11 protein-coding genes are annotated in these 14,491 nt (G+C 73.2%); 7 read left to right on the forward strand and 4 right to left on the reverse strand.

The annotated features are described in order from the left end of the window. Positions 1–91: 91 nt before the first annotated feature. Both acs and ACH414_RS13390 read right to left on the reverse strand, forming a co-directional pair. Positions 92–2,098 carry an acetate--CoA ligase gene (gene acs, locus ACH414_RS13385; protein WP_382546964.1) on the reverse strand — a complete coding sequence of 669 codons (2,007 nt, stop codon included), beginning with the start codon at positions 2,096–2,098 and terminating at the stop codon, positions 92–94. 143 nt (positions 2,099–2,241) lie between these two features. Further along, the gene (locus ACH414_RS13390) at positions 2,242–4,680 is read right to left on the reverse strand and encodes a SulP family inorganic anion transporter (protein ID WP_386563710.1); all 2,439 of its coding nucleotides are present in this window, start codon (positions 4,678–4,680) and stop codon (positions 2,242–2,244) included. A gap of 275 nt (positions 4,681–4,955) precedes the next feature. Between ACH414_RS13390 and ACH414_RS13395 the strand changes: the two genes are divergently transcribed. Continuing rightward, positions 4,956–6,260: a hypothetical protein gene (locus ACH414_RS13395; protein WP_398941846.1), complete on the forward strand. Its 1,305-nt coding sequence runs from the start codon at positions 4,956–4,958 to the stop codon at positions 6,258–6,260. Positions 6,261–6,504: 244 nt separating this feature from the next. Here ACH414_RS13395 and ACH414_RS13400 read toward each other — a convergent pair whose 3' ends face one another. After that, on the reverse strand, positions 6,505–7,491 hold the full coding sequence (locus ACH414_RS13400) for an ATP-binding protein (protein WP_382546955.1): 987 nt from the start codon (positions 7,489–7,491) through the stop codon (positions 6,505–6,507). Between the two features lie 102 nt (positions 7,492–7,593). Between ACH414_RS13400 and ACH414_RS13405 the strand changes: the two genes are divergently transcribed. Beyond that, the gene (locus ACH414_RS13405) at positions 7,594–8,412 is read left to right on the forward strand and encodes an oxidoreductase (RefSeq protein WP_382546952.1); all 819 of its coding nucleotides are present in this window, start codon (positions 7,594–7,596) and stop codon (positions 8,410–8,412) included. Between the two features lie 352 nt (positions 8,413–8,764). Here ACH414_RS13405 and ACH414_RS13410 read toward each other — a convergent pair whose 3' ends face one another. Continuing rightward, a complete protein-coding gene (locus ACH414_RS13410; protein WP_382546949.1) occupies positions 8,765–9,646 on the reverse strand; it encodes an HAD family hydrolase in 882 nt (293 codons plus the stop codon). Between the two features lie 609 nt (positions 9,647–10,255). On the opposite strand from ACH414_RS13410, the gene ssd reads away from it, so the two are divergent. The 5 genes from ssd (at position 10,256) to ACH414_RS13435 (ending at position 14,483) form a co-directional block, all read left to right on the forward strand. Continuing rightward, positions 10,256–11,293 (forward strand): septum site-determining protein Ssd, encoded by a 1,038-nt coding sequence (gene ssd / locus ACH414_RS13415; RefSeq protein ID WP_398941849.1) that lies wholly within the window; start codon positions 10,256–10,258, stop codon positions 11,291–11,293. After that, positions 11,290–12,462 (forward strand): TadA family conjugal transfer-associated ATPase, encoded by a 1,173-nt coding sequence (locus ACH414_RS13420; RefSeq protein WP_398941851.1) that lies wholly within the window; start codon positions 11,290–11,292, stop codon positions 12,460–12,462. The genes ssd and ACH414_RS13420 overlap by 4 nt, the downstream gene beginning before the upstream one ends. After that, positions 12,459–13,322 (forward strand): type II secretion system F family protein, encoded by an 864-nt coding sequence (locus ACH414_RS13425; RefSeq protein WP_398941852.1) that lies wholly within the window; start codon positions 12,459–12,461, stop codon positions 13,320–13,322. The genes ACH414_RS13420 and ACH414_RS13425 overlap by 4 nt, the downstream gene beginning before the upstream one ends. Further along, positions 13,319–14,068, forward strand: a complete 750-nt coding sequence (locus tag ACH414_RS13430; protein WP_398941853.1) for a type II secretion system F family protein — start codon at positions 13,319–13,321, stop codon at positions 14,066–14,068. The genes ACH414_RS13425 and ACH414_RS13430 overlap by 4 nt, the downstream gene beginning before the upstream one ends. A gap of 136 nt (positions 14,069–14,204) precedes the next feature. Then, on the forward strand, positions 14,205–14,483 hold the full coding sequence (locus ACH414_RS13435) for a DUF4244 domain-containing protein (protein ID WP_398941855.1): 279 nt from the start codon (positions 14,205–14,207) through the stop codon (positions 14,481–14,483). Positions 14,484–14,491 lie beyond the last annotated feature (8 nt).

Raw genomic sequence — 14,491 nt, forward strand, 5'->3', positions numbered from 1 at the left:
CTGTGGACAACCCTGTCCGGCAACGCGGAGGCGCCCGCCCCGCGTGCTGCGGGGCGGGCGCCTGGGCCGTGTGGGGGCCGTCTGCCGGGGCTCAGTCCTCGCTGGAGGCGGCCGGCAGCTTGGTCTGGATGAGGTCCATCACCGACGAGTCCGTCAGCGTGGTGACGTCGCCCAGCTCGCGGTTCTCGGCGACGTCCCGGAGCAGGCGCCGCATGATCTTGCCGGAGCGGGTCTTCGGCAGCTCGGCGACCGGCAGGACCCGCTTGGGCTTGGCGATCGGGCCGAGGGTCTTGCCGACGTGGTTGCGCAGGTCGGCGACGAGGCCCTCGTCCTCGTTCGCGGTGCCGCGCAGGATCACGAAGGCGACGATGGCCTGGCCGGTCGTCTCGTCGGCGGCGCCGACGACGGCGGCCTCGGCGACGGCCGGGTGGGAGACGAGCGCGGACTCGACCTCGGTGGTGGAGATGTTGTGGCCCGAGACGAGCATGACGTCGTCGACCCGGCCGAGCAGCCAGATGTCGCCGTCCTCGTCCTTCTTGGCGCCGTCGCCGGCGAAGTACTTGCCCTCGAAGCGGGACCAGTAGGTGTCGATGAAGCGCTGGTCGTCGCCCCAGATGGTGCGGAGCATCGACGGCCACGGCTCGGTGAGGACCAGGTAGCCGCCGCCACCGTTCGGGACCTCGTTGGCCTCGTCGTCGACGACGGTGGCCGAGATGCCGGGCAGCGGCCGCTGGGCCGAGCCGGGCTTGGTCTCCGTGACGCCGGGCAGCGGCGAGATCATCATCGCGCCGGTCTCGGTCTGCCACCAGGTGTCCACGATCGGGCACTTGTTGGCGCCGATGTGCTCGCGGTACCAGACCCAGGCCTCGGGGTTGATCGGCTCGCCGACGGAGCCGAGGACGCGCAGCGACGACAGGTCGAACTTGGCGGGGATGTCGTCGCCCCACTTCATGAACATCCGGATGGCGGTCGGCGCCGTGTAGAAGATGCTGACCTTGTACTTCTGGATGATCTCCCAGAGCCGGCCCTGGTGCGGGGTGTCCGGGGTGCCCTCGTACATGACCTGGGTCGCGCCGTTGGCCAGCGGGCCGTAGACGATGTACGAGTGGCCGGTGACCCAGCCGATGTCGGCGGTGCACCAGTAGACGTCGGTCTCCGGCTTGAGGTCGAAGACGGCGTGGTGGGTGTACGCGGCCTGGGTGAGGTAGCCGCCGGAGGTGTGCAGGATGCCCTTCGGCTTACCCGTGGTGCCCGAGGTGTAGAGGATGAAGAGCGGGTGCTCGGCCTCGAAGGCCTCCGGGGTGTGCTCGGGGGACTGGCGGGCGACGATGTCGTCCCACCAGACGTCGCGGCCCTCGGTGAACTCGGTCTCCTGGCCGGTGCGGCGGACCACGAGGACGTGCTCGACCTGCGGGCAGCGGGCGACGGCCTCGTCGATCGCGGGCTTGAGCGCGGAGGGCTTGCCGCGGCGGTAGCCGCCGTCGGCGGTGACGACCAGCTTGGCGTCGGCGTCCTGGATGCGGGAGGCGACGGCGTCGGCCGAGAAGCCGCCGAAGACGACCGAGTGCGCCGCGCCGATGCGGGCGCAGGCCAGCATGGTGATGGCGGCCTCGGGGATCATCGGCAGGTAGACGGCGACCCGGTCGCCCTTGCGGACACCGAGCTCGGTCAGCGCGTTGGCGGCCTTGGAGACCTCGTCCTTGAGCTCGGCGTAGGTGATGGCGCGGCTGTCGCCGGGCTCGCCCTCGAAGTGGATGGCGACGCGGTCGCCGTTGCCGGCCTCGACGTGGCGGTCGACGCAGTTGTACGCGACGTTGAGCTCGCCGTCGGCGAACCACTTGGCGAACGGCGGGTTCGACCAGTCGAGGGTCTCCGTCGGCTCGGTGGCCCAGGAGAGCCGCTTGGCCTGCTCGGCCCAGAAGGCCAGTCTGTCCGCCTTGGCCTGCTCGTACGCCTCCGCCGTCACGTTGGCGTCCGCGGCCAGCGCGGCCGGCGGCGCGAAGCGGCGCTCTTCCTTGAGCAGATTGGCCAAGGATTCGTTGCTCACGACATCTCCCTTTCCCAGGGCGTCCCTATGTGCCTGTGTGTCCCGCGTCATAGCTCATCAGGCGGATGCCCGGGTGACAAGAGCATCCGGGTAATTGGTTTAGACCTGTGAGGGGGTACGCGAAGGTGGCCCCCGCTCCCCGAGCGGAAGGGAGCGGGGGCCACACACTTTCACGGACGAACGGAACGGAAGGTTCAGGACGCGCGGGCGGCCTCCAGGGGAGAGGCCCCCGGACTCGCCCCCGGCGGCACGTGGTTGAACACGTCGTCGTAGCTGTGCACCTCGTCCGTGCCGGCCAGCAGATAGGCCTGGGCCTCGCCCACGTGGAAGTACATCCCGTGCAGCGTCAGCGTGCCGTCGGCGATCCGCCGCGCCACCGACTCGTACGACCGCAGATGCTCCAGCTGCTGCACCACGTTGGTCAGGCACAGCTGCTCGACCGCGTCGGCCGGCAGCCGCCCCGCGATCCGCGCCCAGGCGTGTCTGCGGCTGGCCATCCGCTCCAGACTCGGCCGGCCGTGCCGCAGCCAGCGGCGCAGCGGGCTCGGCGGATCGTCCGGACTGCTGTTCAGCAGGGCCTGCATCGCGCCGCAGCCGGAGTGGCCGCAGATCGTGATCGACTCGACCCGCAGCACCTCCACCGCGTACTCGATCGCCGCCGCCACCGAGTCGTCCCCGCTCTCCTCGCCGGGCAGCGGCACCAGGTTGCCGACGTTGCGCACGGTGAACAGGTCGCCGGGGCCGCTGGAGGTGATCATGCTCGTGACCAGGCGGGAGTCGGCGCAGGTCAGGAAGAGCTGCGAGGGGCGCTGGCCTTCCCTGGCCAGCCGGGCCAGCTCGTCCCTGACCAGCGGAGCCGTGTTCCGCTGGAAGGCACCGATGCCGCTGGCCAGCCGCGCTCCCGTGCCGCCCCCGGTCTCGTCGGGAGGCGGCAGCTCGCCGCACTGGTGGTTGCGCCAGGGCGTCCAGGGGCGGCAGCAGGAGTGGCCGCCCGCGTGCGCGCCGGAGCGGGCGCTTCCGGCGGCCGGTCCGGTGGTCGGCTCGGTGCCGGGCCCCGCGGTGGACCACCCGGCCGGTGCCGGCTCGGCGATCCGGCCGCCCCCGGGCCCGGTCGTCTCCACCGTGCCACCGTGCACGAGATGGCTCGCCTGCCAGTCGTGCAGCGCCTCGTACGCCGCGTGGTCCATGAACGAGCCGTCCAGCTCCACCACCGCGTCCGCACCGGCCGGGACCTGGTGCAGGGCCCGGCTCAGCCGGGGCACGGCGAGGAAGGTCAACTGGCCCCGGATGCGGACCACCTGGCGCCCGTCCCGCTCCTCGCGGGTGATCCGGGTCCGGGCCAGCCGGTGCATCGCGACGGCGACCGCCACCGCGATCCCGAGGGCCACGCCCTCCAGGATGCCGATGAACACGACCCCCGCCACCGTCACCGCGTACACCAGGACTTCACGGTGACGAGTGACCGTGCGGATGTGCGTGATGCTGACCATCTGGATGCCGACGACCATCACCAGCGCGGCCAGTGCGGGCAGCGGGATGAGGTCGAGGACGGGGACCAGCAGCAGCGCGGCGAGGACGATCCACAGGCCGTGCAGTATCGAGGAGTTGCGGCTGACGGCGCCCGCCGACACGTTCGCCACGCTGCGGACCGCGACTCCGGCGACCGGCAGGCCGCCGAGCGCGCCCGAGACCATATTCGCCGCGCCCTGGCCGGCGAGTTCGCGGTCGAGGCGGGAGCGCGGGGCGGCGGCCCCGGTGTCGCTCGCGCGCTTCGCGACCAGCTTGTCGACGGCGACGGCGGACAGCAGCGACTGCACGCTGGTGACCAGCGTGATCGTGAGTACGCCGGCCATGATCCCGAGGACCGGGCCCTCCGGGAGGCCGGGCAGGGCGTGGCTGCTCCAGGACGGCAGATCGACCCGTGGCACGTCGAGCCCGGCGAGCGCGGCCACCGCGGTGGCGGCGGCCACCGAGGCGAGCGCGGCGGGGAGCTTGCGCAGCATCCGTCCCGTACGGCCGGGCAGGCGCGGCCAGAGCAGTAGCAGCGTGATGGTGAGGCCGCTGACGACCAGCGCGGCGGCGGACGCGTCCGCGAGCTGGGCGGGCAGGCCGAGCGCGTTGTCCACCGTGGAGCTCTGGGGGGTGCCGCCGAGCACGATGTGCAGCTGCGCGAGGGCGATGGTGACGCCGATGCCGGCCAGCATCCCGTGGACGATGGCGGGGGATACGGCGAGCGCGGATCTGGCCACCCGCAGGGCGGAGAGGCCGAGTTGGGCGAGGCCCGCGAGGACCGTGATGGCGCAGGTGGTGCGCCAGCCGTAGCGCTGGATCAGCTCGGCGGTGACCACGGTCAGCCCGGCGGCGGGGCCGCTGACCTGGAGTGGTGAGCCGCCGAGCCGGCCGGCGACGATGCCGCCGACGGCGGCGGCCACGAGGCCCGCCTGGAGCGGGGCGCCGGTGGCGAGGGCGATGCCGAGCGACAGTGGCAGGGCGATCAGGAAGACGGCGATCGAGGCGGAGAGGTCGGCGCCCGCGATGCGGAAACGGCGGCGCGGGCCCTCCGGCGGGCCGTGCGGCCGCTGGGCGCGGGGCCGGGTGGTCGAGGTGGTGCGGGCAGGGGGGCAGAGGGTCATGTTCCCGTCTCCTCCGGGGCAGCGTGGTCGCGGCTCGTGCGGGGTGCAGCGGCGGGACACCGGGTGCCGACGAGGTCGCCGGATAACACTCGGTAAATGGATGGTAATGGAGGGTAAAGACTGCGGCATTATTTTCAGGGCAAACGGGGCAAAGAATCACCGGTTCCGGTGACAGAACGAACGCATGCCGCTTGTCGTTGACGCTCCTCGGTCCCTCTGGTGCGACGTTGACGCCGCTTGTACGGAAATCCGAGGATCCGAGGAGAGGTGGGCGGATGTCAGCCGCCGGGAGAAGGAACCCTGTCCGTGCCCCCAGGAGGACGCTCGCCGTCGGTGCCCTCGCCGTCGCCCTGATCACCGGCCTGGCCGGCTGCTCGGGCTCCGGCGATCCGGCCGCGAAGGGCGCGCCGGGGGCGGCGGGGGGCAAGAAGGGGCCGGCCGCGGCCCCGCAGAGCGCCGTGCGCCTGATCGGCGACGGCTCCACCGCCTATACCGGCCACCAGCCCGACCAGCCGGTCTGGCAGAAGCTGAAGCCGGGTCAGCAGCCGCCGCAGTTCGTGGTGTTCTCCTGGGACGGTGCCGGCGAGGACAGCCAGAAGCTCTTCTCCCACTTCCGCAAGGTGGGCAAGCGCTACGGCGCGAAGATGACGTACTTCCTCAGCGGCGTGTACCTCCTGCCGGAGTCCAAGCGCGAGCTGTACGACCCGCCGCAGCACTCCCCGGGGCGCTCCGACATCGGCTTCAACGACGTCGAGGGCATCCGCGACACCGTGCGCGAGCTGCGCGGGGCCTGGGAGGAGGGCAACGAGGTCGGCACGCACTTCAACGGGCACTTCTGCGGCAAGGACGGGGGCGTGGGCACCTGGTCGGTCGAGGAGTGGAAGAGCGAGATCAACCAGGCCAAGTCCTTCGTCAAGAAATGGAAGACGAACGCCGGCCTCAAGGGCGAGAAGCCGCTCCCGTTCGACTACGACAAGGAACTGGTCGGCGCCCGCACCCCCTGCCTCGAGGGCCGCAAGAACTTCGTGCAGGCCGCGGCGCAGCTCGGCTTCCGCTACGACACCAGCGGCGTCAACGACCAGATCTGGCCCAAGAAGGACCAGGGCCTGTGGGACCTGTCGATGCAGCTCGTCCCGGTCCCGGGCCGCGCCTTCCAGACGCTGAGCATGGACTACAACTTCCTGGTCAACCAGTCCGGTACGACGCAGGGCGACCCGTCCCAGCACGAGTACTGGGGCAACCAGATGCGTGACGGCCTGGTGCAGGCCTTCGAGCGCTCGTACCGGGGCAACCGCGCGCCGCTGATCATCGGCAACCACTTCGAGTCCTGGAACGGCGGCACGTACATGCGCGCCATCGAGGAGACCATCGCCACGGTCTGCGTGCAGAAGGACGTCAAGTGCGTCTCCTTCCGGCAGCTCGCGGACTGGCTCGACGCACAGGACCCGGACGTGATCGCCAAGCTGCGCACCCTGAAGGTGGGTGAGGCCCCGCCGACCGGTTGGAAGGCCTTCCTGACCCCCCAGCCGGCCGCGCCGGCGGGCGCCCCGGCAGCGGTCAAGCCGGCCAAGGCACACTGATCCCGCACGAGGCCTCGGCCCGCCGGCGGCAGCGCATTCCGCTCCATGCCGGTGGCGGTGCGGGTCTCAGGTCGGCTGGGGTACGGCCGGCTGTTCGTCGAGTACGAACCCGGGGTCGACCTGCGCCGCCAGGTCGGCCCCCGGGCTCCTCTTTTATGGCTCCCCTCGCGCCGTTCGGCGCTGGGGCGCCTCCCGGGCTTCGGGGTGCTGCGCCGGACTCCGTCCGGCGGTGGCGGTGCGGGTCTCAGGTCGGCTGGGGTACGGCCGGCTGCTCGTCGAGTACGAACCCGGGGTCGACCTGCGCCGCCAGGTCGGCCCCGGTCTTGGCGTTGCCCCAGCTCTCCGCGTTCTTCAGGTGGAAGTGGACCATCTGGCGCGTGTAGCGCGCCCAGTCGCGGTGGGCGTACGAATCGTCCGCCGCGTTCTGCAGGGCCTGCAGGGCCATGCGGTTGGCGGCCTCCAGGAGCTCGAAGCGGGGCGGGCGGCCCTTCTCCATCGAGCGGACCCAGTCGGAGTGGCCGACCGTCACGAGCAGGTCGTCGCCGACCTCGGCGCGCAGGAAGTCCACGTCGTCCGCGCCCTGCACCTTGTTGCCGACGACCTTCAGGGCGACGCCGAAGTCCCGCGCGTACTCCTTGTACTGGCGGTAGACGGAGACGCCCTTGCGGGTCGGCTCGGCCACCAGGAAGGTCATGTCGAAGCGGGTGAACATCCCGGAGGCGAAGGAGTCCGAGCCGGCGGTCATGTCGACCACCACGTACTCGTCGGCCCCGTCCACCAGGTGGTTCAGGCACAGCTCCACGGCGCCGACCTTGGAGTGGTAGCAGGCCACACCGAGGTCCGACTCGGTGAAGGGGCCCGTCGCCATCAGCCGGATCCCGCCGTCGTCGAGCACGACGGGCCGGGCGCAGGCGTCGTAGACCGGGTTGTCCTCGCGGACCCGCAGCAGCCGCGAGCCCTCCCCGGGCGGAGTCGTCTTGATCATCGTGTCGGCGGAGGCGATCCGCGGGTTGGAGCCCCGGAGGTACTCCTTGATCAGCGGCAGGTGCGCACCCATCGCGGGCAGTGCGGCGGCCTCCTCGTCGGAGAGGCCGAGCGCCGCCCCGAGGTGCTGGTTGATGTCGGCGTCCACCGCGACGACCGGGGCGCCGGCGGCGGCGAGGTGTCGGATGAAGAGCGAGGACAGCGTGGTCTTGCCGCTGCCGCCCTTCCCCACGAAAGCGATCTTCATGTTCACCTAGAGTAGTGGAATCATCGCACCCCGTGGTCGAAGTGCGTGAAGAAGACCACTCCAAGGTGGGGCGGGCTCCCCGGGCGCGTAGCCTCCCTACTTATGAGTACGCACGCCTCTGACCCCCTGGCCGCCCTCGGCTCCCTGCCGGGCGTCGCCGACTCGGTGGACTCCGTACGCAAGGCCGTCGACCGGGTCTACGGCCACCGAGTGATGCGCCGCCGCAGCAACGAGATCACCGCCGAGGCGGCCCTGCGCGGGGCGCGCGGTTCCGCCGCGCTCGCGGGTGCCGACTGGGCCCTGGAGGAGGTCCGCCGCCGTACCGACTTCAGCGGCGACGACGAGGCCCGCACGGTCGGCGCCGCCCTGCGGCTCGGCGCCGAGTGCGGCCAGCTGCTGTCCATCTGGCGCCAGTCGCCGCTGCGGGTGCTGGCCCGGCTGCACCTCGTCGCCGAGGGCGAGCCGCGCGACACGACGGGCCGGCCGCGCCAGGCGGGCGAGGCGGTCGACGAGCCCCTGATCGAGGCGCCGCTGCCGGACCCGGCGGAGGTCTCGGGCCGGCTCGACGGCCTCGCCGACCTGATCATCGCCGGCGGCAGCGCCCCCGCCCTGGTCACGGCCGCCGTCGTGCACGGCGAACTGCTCGCCCTGCGCCCCTTCACCTCGCGCAACGGCCTTGTCGCGCGGGCCGCCGAGCGGATCGTCCTGATCGGCAGCGGTCTCGACCCCAAGGCGATCTGCCCGGCCGAGGTCGGCCACGCGGAGCTGGGGCGGGCGGCCTATGTCGCTGCCTTCGAGGGCTATCTGTCCGGCACTCCGGAGGGCGTGGGCGCCTGGATCGCGCACTGCGGGCGCGCGGTGGAGCTGGGGGTCCGGGAGTCGACGGCCGTCTGTGAGGCGCTGCAGCGCGGCGCCGCCTGATCTGGTGGGCGCCTGATCGGATGGGCGTCTGAGCGGGTGAACGGCCTGTCCGGCCCGGAACATGGGTTGCGGCGGTACCAAGGAGCGGTACCGCCGCTGGCACGTCTACCCAGTTACCAAGCGTCCTCGATATGTGCCCATCAGGCGGGGAACTTTGCCCATCGCCTGGTGCGGCTGGCCCTTAATCGAAGGGTCGACGTCGCGTGGGTGCCAGGTTTCCGTACTTAGGTCCGTGGGGCCGTCTTGCTCAACAGGTGATCCTCTCGGATGTCCTAGGTCTCGCGGGCCTGATTCCTTTCTACTCCTGTCCGTGAGGAAGCGAAAGTCCTGGCTCCGCTTCTTTGCGGTCGTCTCAAATCCGGGCAAAGCGATCGGCAAGTGCGGTGGCTCTGGCGGCCTGGGCGAGCGCGGCCTGTCTGCGGCGACTGGCGTACCAGACGAGACCGGCGGTGGCGGCGGCCGCACCGACGGCCGCCGCGGCGACCAGAGCGGGGCGCGGCGGCATGCGGAACTCCGGCAGCCGCTGCTTGAGTCGGACCGGCTTGTCGAAGACGAGCACCGGCCAGTCCCGCCCCGTCGCCTCGCGCCGCAGGGTCCGGTCGGGGTTCACGGCGTACGGGTGCCCCACGGCCTCCAGCATCGGCAGGTCCGTCGCCGAGTCGCTGTAGGCGTAGCACCGCGAGAGGTCGTATCCCTCGGACTCGGCGAGCTGTCGGACGGCCTCCGCCTTCGTCGGGCCGTACGCGTAGTACTCCACCTCGCCGGTGAAGCAGCCGTCCTCGCCGACCACCATCCGGGTGGCGACCACCCGGTCGGCGCCCAGCATCTCGCCGATCGGCTCGACCACCTCCGCGCCGGAGGTGGAGACGATCACGACATCGCGGCCGGCGGCGTGGTGGCCCTCGATGAGCGAGGCTGCCTCGTCGTAGATGATCGGGTCGATCAGATCGTGCAGGGTCTCGGCGACGAGCTCCTTGACCTGCGCGACGTTCCAGCCTTTGCAGAGCGCGGAAAGGTATTCGCGCATCCGCTCCATCTGGTCGTGATCGGCTCCGCCCACCAGGAACACGAACTGGATGTACGCCGTCCGCAGGGCGGCACGGCGACTGATCAGTCCGCCCCGGTAGAAGGACTTGCTGAAGGTCAGCGTCGAGGACTTCGCAATGACCGTCTTGTCCAGGTCAAAGAAGGCGGCTGCGCGCGGCATCGAGTGGTTTTCCACGAGCCCGAGCATAGGTGCCCGCCATTCGGCGTACGCTGGGGCGCGTGGGTTTGCCTGAGAAGGCTCTCGGGTACACCATGGAAGTCACGGATCGTTCGCGACCGTGCTAACCCGGTCCGGCTCCTCCCCCCCCGAGTCGGCCGGAGAGACGACCCCCGCTCTCCCCCCCGGCGGGGGTCGTCGCATGTCCGGACCCGTTTTCGTCCGCCGTTCCACCATTTTCGCTCCCCGCTCCGGCCCGCGCCCCGGCGAGGCCTGGCGGGCGCGCACTCCTTCGATTCGTCACTCAGCGTAGTCGATGTGATGCTCTCCGAGCAGTGCCGGTTTGGGTGATGAAGTTATTCACAAGCACCCGGTTATCCACAGTTTTCGAGCAAGATCCACATGATTTCCGAGTCGGCTGCACGGTGATTCCTGCCGCGAAGTTCGCGGACCGCAGGATTCACGTGAGGGGTGTGTGCCGTGGAGGGATCGAAGGCTTCCGGAACGGCGGCGAGTGCGAGCTCGGGCGCGGATGCAGACGGGGGCACGGACAAGGGCAGGGGCCAAAGCGCGGGCGGTGGCGCGCACCAGGGCCGGAGCGCGGGGGACGGAGGGATCCGGCCGCCCAGGCCGCTGATCGTGACCGAGGACCTCGGACTCCTCGACGACCTGCTGCGCCTGTGCGCCGCCGCGGGCGCGGAGGCCGAGGTGCACCACACGGTGCCCGAGCGCGGCGGGGGCTGGACCGATCCGCCGCTGGTCCTGGTCGGCGACGACGCGGCGGCCCGCTGCCGCGGCGCCACCCGCAGGCCCGGCGTCCTGCTCGTCGGCCGAGACCCCGACGACCCGGGGGTGTGGCGGCGCGCCGTCGAGATCGGCGCGGACGACGTGCTCGTCCTGCCCGGCGACGAAAGCAGGCTCGTCGACCGGATCGCCGACGCGGCCGAAGGGGTCGGCAGGCAGGCCCTGACCGTCGGCGTCATCGGCGGGCGCGGCGGCGCGGGGGCCTCGACCCTCGCCTGCGCCCTCGCGCTCGCCGCCGCGCGGGCCGGGCGGCGCACCCTGCTCGTCGACGGCGACCCGCTCGGCGGAGGCCTCGACGTGCTGCTCGGCGGGGAGCGGGCCGAAGGGCGTCGCTGGCCCGACTTCGCCGCCTCGAAGGGCCGGGTGGCCGGCGGGGCCCTGGAGGAGTCGCTGCCGTCGGTGCGGGGGCTGCGGGTCCTCAGCTGGGACCGGGGCGACTCGGTGGTCGTACCGCCCGCGGCGATGCGCTCGGTGCTCGCCGCGGCCCGCAGGCGCGGCGGAGTGGTCGTGGTCGACCTGCCCCGCCGGGTCGACGGAGCGGTCGCCGAGGCTCTGGCCCAGCTCGACCTCGGGCTCCTGCTCGTCCCCGGCGAGCTGCGGGCCGTCGCCGCCGCGCACCGGGTGGCCTCCACGGTCGGGATGATCCTGCGGGACCTGCGCGCGGTGGTCCGCGGGCCGTACGCGCCCGGGCTCGACGAGCGGTGGATCGCCGACGCCCTGCGACTGCCCCTCGCCGGTGAACTCCCCTACGATCCGGGGCTCTCCGCGGCACGCGACGGCGACCCGCCGCCCGGCGCCGATGCCCGGGGCGGCCTCGGGCGCTTCTGCACCGCGTTCTGGGAGCGCGTCCTCGTGCCGGAGCGTGCCGCATGACCGGGGCGACCCTCCTCGATGCCGTGCGGCAGCGGCTCGCCGAGAGCGGCGCCGACCCGACGCCCGCTCGGGTGGCCGCGGCGCTTCGGGCCCAGGGCCGGCTCCTCGGCGACGCCGAAGTGCTGGGTGCGGCGGAGGAGTTGCGCAGTGAACTGGTCGGCACGGGCCCGCTGGAGCCGCTGCTCGCCGACCCGCGGGTCACCGATGTGCTGGTCTCGGCCCCCGACCGGGTGTGGGTCGACCGGGGCGGGGGACTGGAGCCGACCGGGGTGACGTTCCCCGACGCGGCGGCGGTGCGGCGGCTCGCGCAGCGCCTCGCGGCCGTGGCCGGGCGCCGGCTCGACGACGCCAGGCCCTGGGTGGACGCGCGGCTGCCGGACGGCACCAGGATGCACGCCGTCCTGCCGCCGGTCGCGGTCGGCTCGACCTGTCTGTCGCTGAGGGTGGTGCGGCCGAGGGCCTTCTCCGTGGCGGAGCTCGCGGGGGCGGGCACCGTCCCGCGGGGCGGCGAGCCGCTGCTGCGGGCGCTGGTCGAGGCCCGGGTCTCCTTCCTCGTCAGCGGCGGCACCGGATCGGGCAAGACCACCCTGCTGTCCACGCTCCTCGGCATGGTCGGCGAGCGGGAGCGGATCGTCATCGCCGAGGACTCGGCCGAACTGCGCCCCGATCACCCGCACGTGGTGCGCCTGGAGGCCCGCCCGCCCAACCAGGAGGGCGCCGGAGCGGTGACCCTGCGGGACCTGGTGCGGCAGGCGCTGCGGATGCGACCGGACCGGCTGGTCGTCGGCGAGGTCAGAGGCCCTGAGGCGGTCGACCTGCTCGCCGCCCTCAACACCGGCCACGAGGGCGGCTGCGGGACCGTCCACGCCAACACGGCGGCCGACGTCCCCGCCCGCCTGGAGGCCCTCGGCACGGCTGCCGGCCTCGACCGGGCCGCCCTGCACAGCCAGTTGGGCGCCGGGCTCTCGGCGGTGCTGCACCTGGTGCGGGACCGGTCGGGACAGCGGCGCATCGCCGAGGTGCACGTCCTCGAGCGGGACCGGGAGGGGCTGGTGGTGACCGTGCCCGCACTGCGCTGGGCGGCGGCCGGGTTCGAGCCGGAGCGGGGCTGGGAGCGGCTGCGGTCGCTGATCTCAGGAGCCCTGACGGGCGAAGGGGAGGGGCGATGACGGTGGTCACGGCGGGAGCCGCGGCGCAGGGCGCGGCGGCCTTGTGCGCCGGCGCGGCGCTGTGGTGCGCGGCCGAGCACCGGCGGATGCGCCGCAGGGCACGGACGGTCCTGGCGCTGCCGGGCGGGGGCGCGGCGCTCTGGCCGGTGTCTCTCGGGCGGTGGCTGGACGTGGCGCGCGGGCACCCGGAGTGGCTGTGCCTGCCGGTGGCGGCAGCCGTGGCGCTGCTCGGTGGCTCCTTCCTGCCCCTGCCGGCGGGAGCGGCGGTGGTGCCCATCGTGGCGCGCAGACTGCGGGCACGGCGGGTGCGCCGGGAGCGGGAGGCGCTCGGTGACCGGGTGGTGGCCCTGTGCGGGGCCGTCGCGGGTGAACTGAGAGCCGGGTGGCAGCCCGCGCAGGCCCTCGCGTTCGCGGCCCGCACGACAGGGGCGCTCGGCGGGCAGGAGGCGGCGGTCCTGGCGGCCGCCCGCTTCGGCGGTGACGTGCCGAGGGCGCTGCGGCGCGCGGCGCGCCAGGACGGGGCCGAGGGGCTCGCCGGGATGGCGGCCTGCTGGCAGGTGGCGGTGGACGGCGGCGCGGGCCTGGCCGCCGGACTCGACCGGCTGGAGGCGGCCTTGCGGGGGCACCAGACCCAACGGGAACGCCTGCGGGCCCAGTTGGCCGGAGCGTGGGCGACGGTGACGGTCCTCGCGGTGCTGCCGGTCGCCGGACTCGGCCTCGGCGCGGCCCTCGGCGCCCGACCACTCCAAGTGCTGCTCCACACCCCGGCCGGTCTCGGTTGTCTGGCCGTCGGCGGCGCCCTGGAGGGCCTGGGGCTGTGGTGGGCGGCCCGGATCGTACGGAGCGGGGAGCGGCCATGACGACGGCACTCCTGGTGCTGTGCGCCCTGGCCTGGGCGGCGGGGGAAGCGGCCGAACGCCGCCGGAGGCGGCGGGTGCGCCGCAGGTGCGCCGTCCTGCTGGCGACCTCGCCGGAGCCGGTGCGGCCACGCCGCCCGGCGCTGCCGCCCCGGCTGCGGACCTGGGCCGTGCCCTGTGCGACGGGCCTCGGCGGGTGCCTGCTGATCGGCGGGCTGCCGGGTCTGGCATTCGGGATCGGCGCGGCCTGGGCGGTGCGGTTCCTGCGGGGCAGACGGCCGGCCGGCCCGCAGCCGCCGGACCCGGAGACGGCACGCCAGTTGCCGCTGGCCGCCGACCTGCTGGCCGCCTGCGCCTCCGCCGGAGCGGGGCCGGGGGAGTCGGCGGAAGCCGTGGGCCGCTCCCTGGGCGGACCCGTCGGGGAACGCCTGATCCGCACGGCGGCCGAGCTGCGGCTCGGCGGCGAACCGGCCGAGGTGTGGCGGAGGTTCGGCGCGATACCGGGCGCGGAGGGCCTGGCCCGATGCCTGGAGCGGGCCGCCTCCTCGGGGGCGCCGGCGGCCGAGGCGGTGGCCCGGCACGCCGAGGGCCTGCGGGCGGCCCGTGCCCGCGCGGCGGCCGCGCGGGCACAGCGGGCGCAGGTGCTGATCACCGCGCCGGTGGGGCTCTGCTTCCTGCCCGCCTTCCTGGCGGTGGGGGTGGCCCCGGTGGTCATCGGCCTGGCGAGCGGACTGCTCGGCGGCAGATGAACGGCCGGATGAAGGGCTGCGAGAACGGCTGCGAGAACGGCTGGACGAACGCCCGAAGAACGGGGCGTCCGAAGAACGGGACGCCCGAAGAACGGGATGGGCGAAGAGAGGGCAACTGGCGATGGAGGCCATGCAGATGAAGCGGTTGACGGCGATGGGGACGGGGACGATGCGGACGGTTGACGGGGTGGTGGGCGTGCTGAAGGTCAGGACGTTCAGGGCGCTGTTCCACGGCTGGTGGCGGTTCCGGCGGGCGGCGGTGGGGCGCGACGTGGGGATGAGCACCACGGAGTACGCGATGGGCACGATCGCCGCGGCGGGGTTCGCCGCCGTGCTCTACAAGGTGCTCACCAGCGGCGCGGTCACGAAGGCCCTGGAGTCGGTGATCGGGAAGGCTCTCGATGTGCCGTTCTGACCGGGGGT

Source organism: Streptomyces sp. NPDC020422, from assembly GCF_044386705.1.
Taxonomy (GTDB): Bacteria; Actinomycetota; Actinomycetes; order Streptomycetales; family Streptomycetaceae; genus Streptomyces.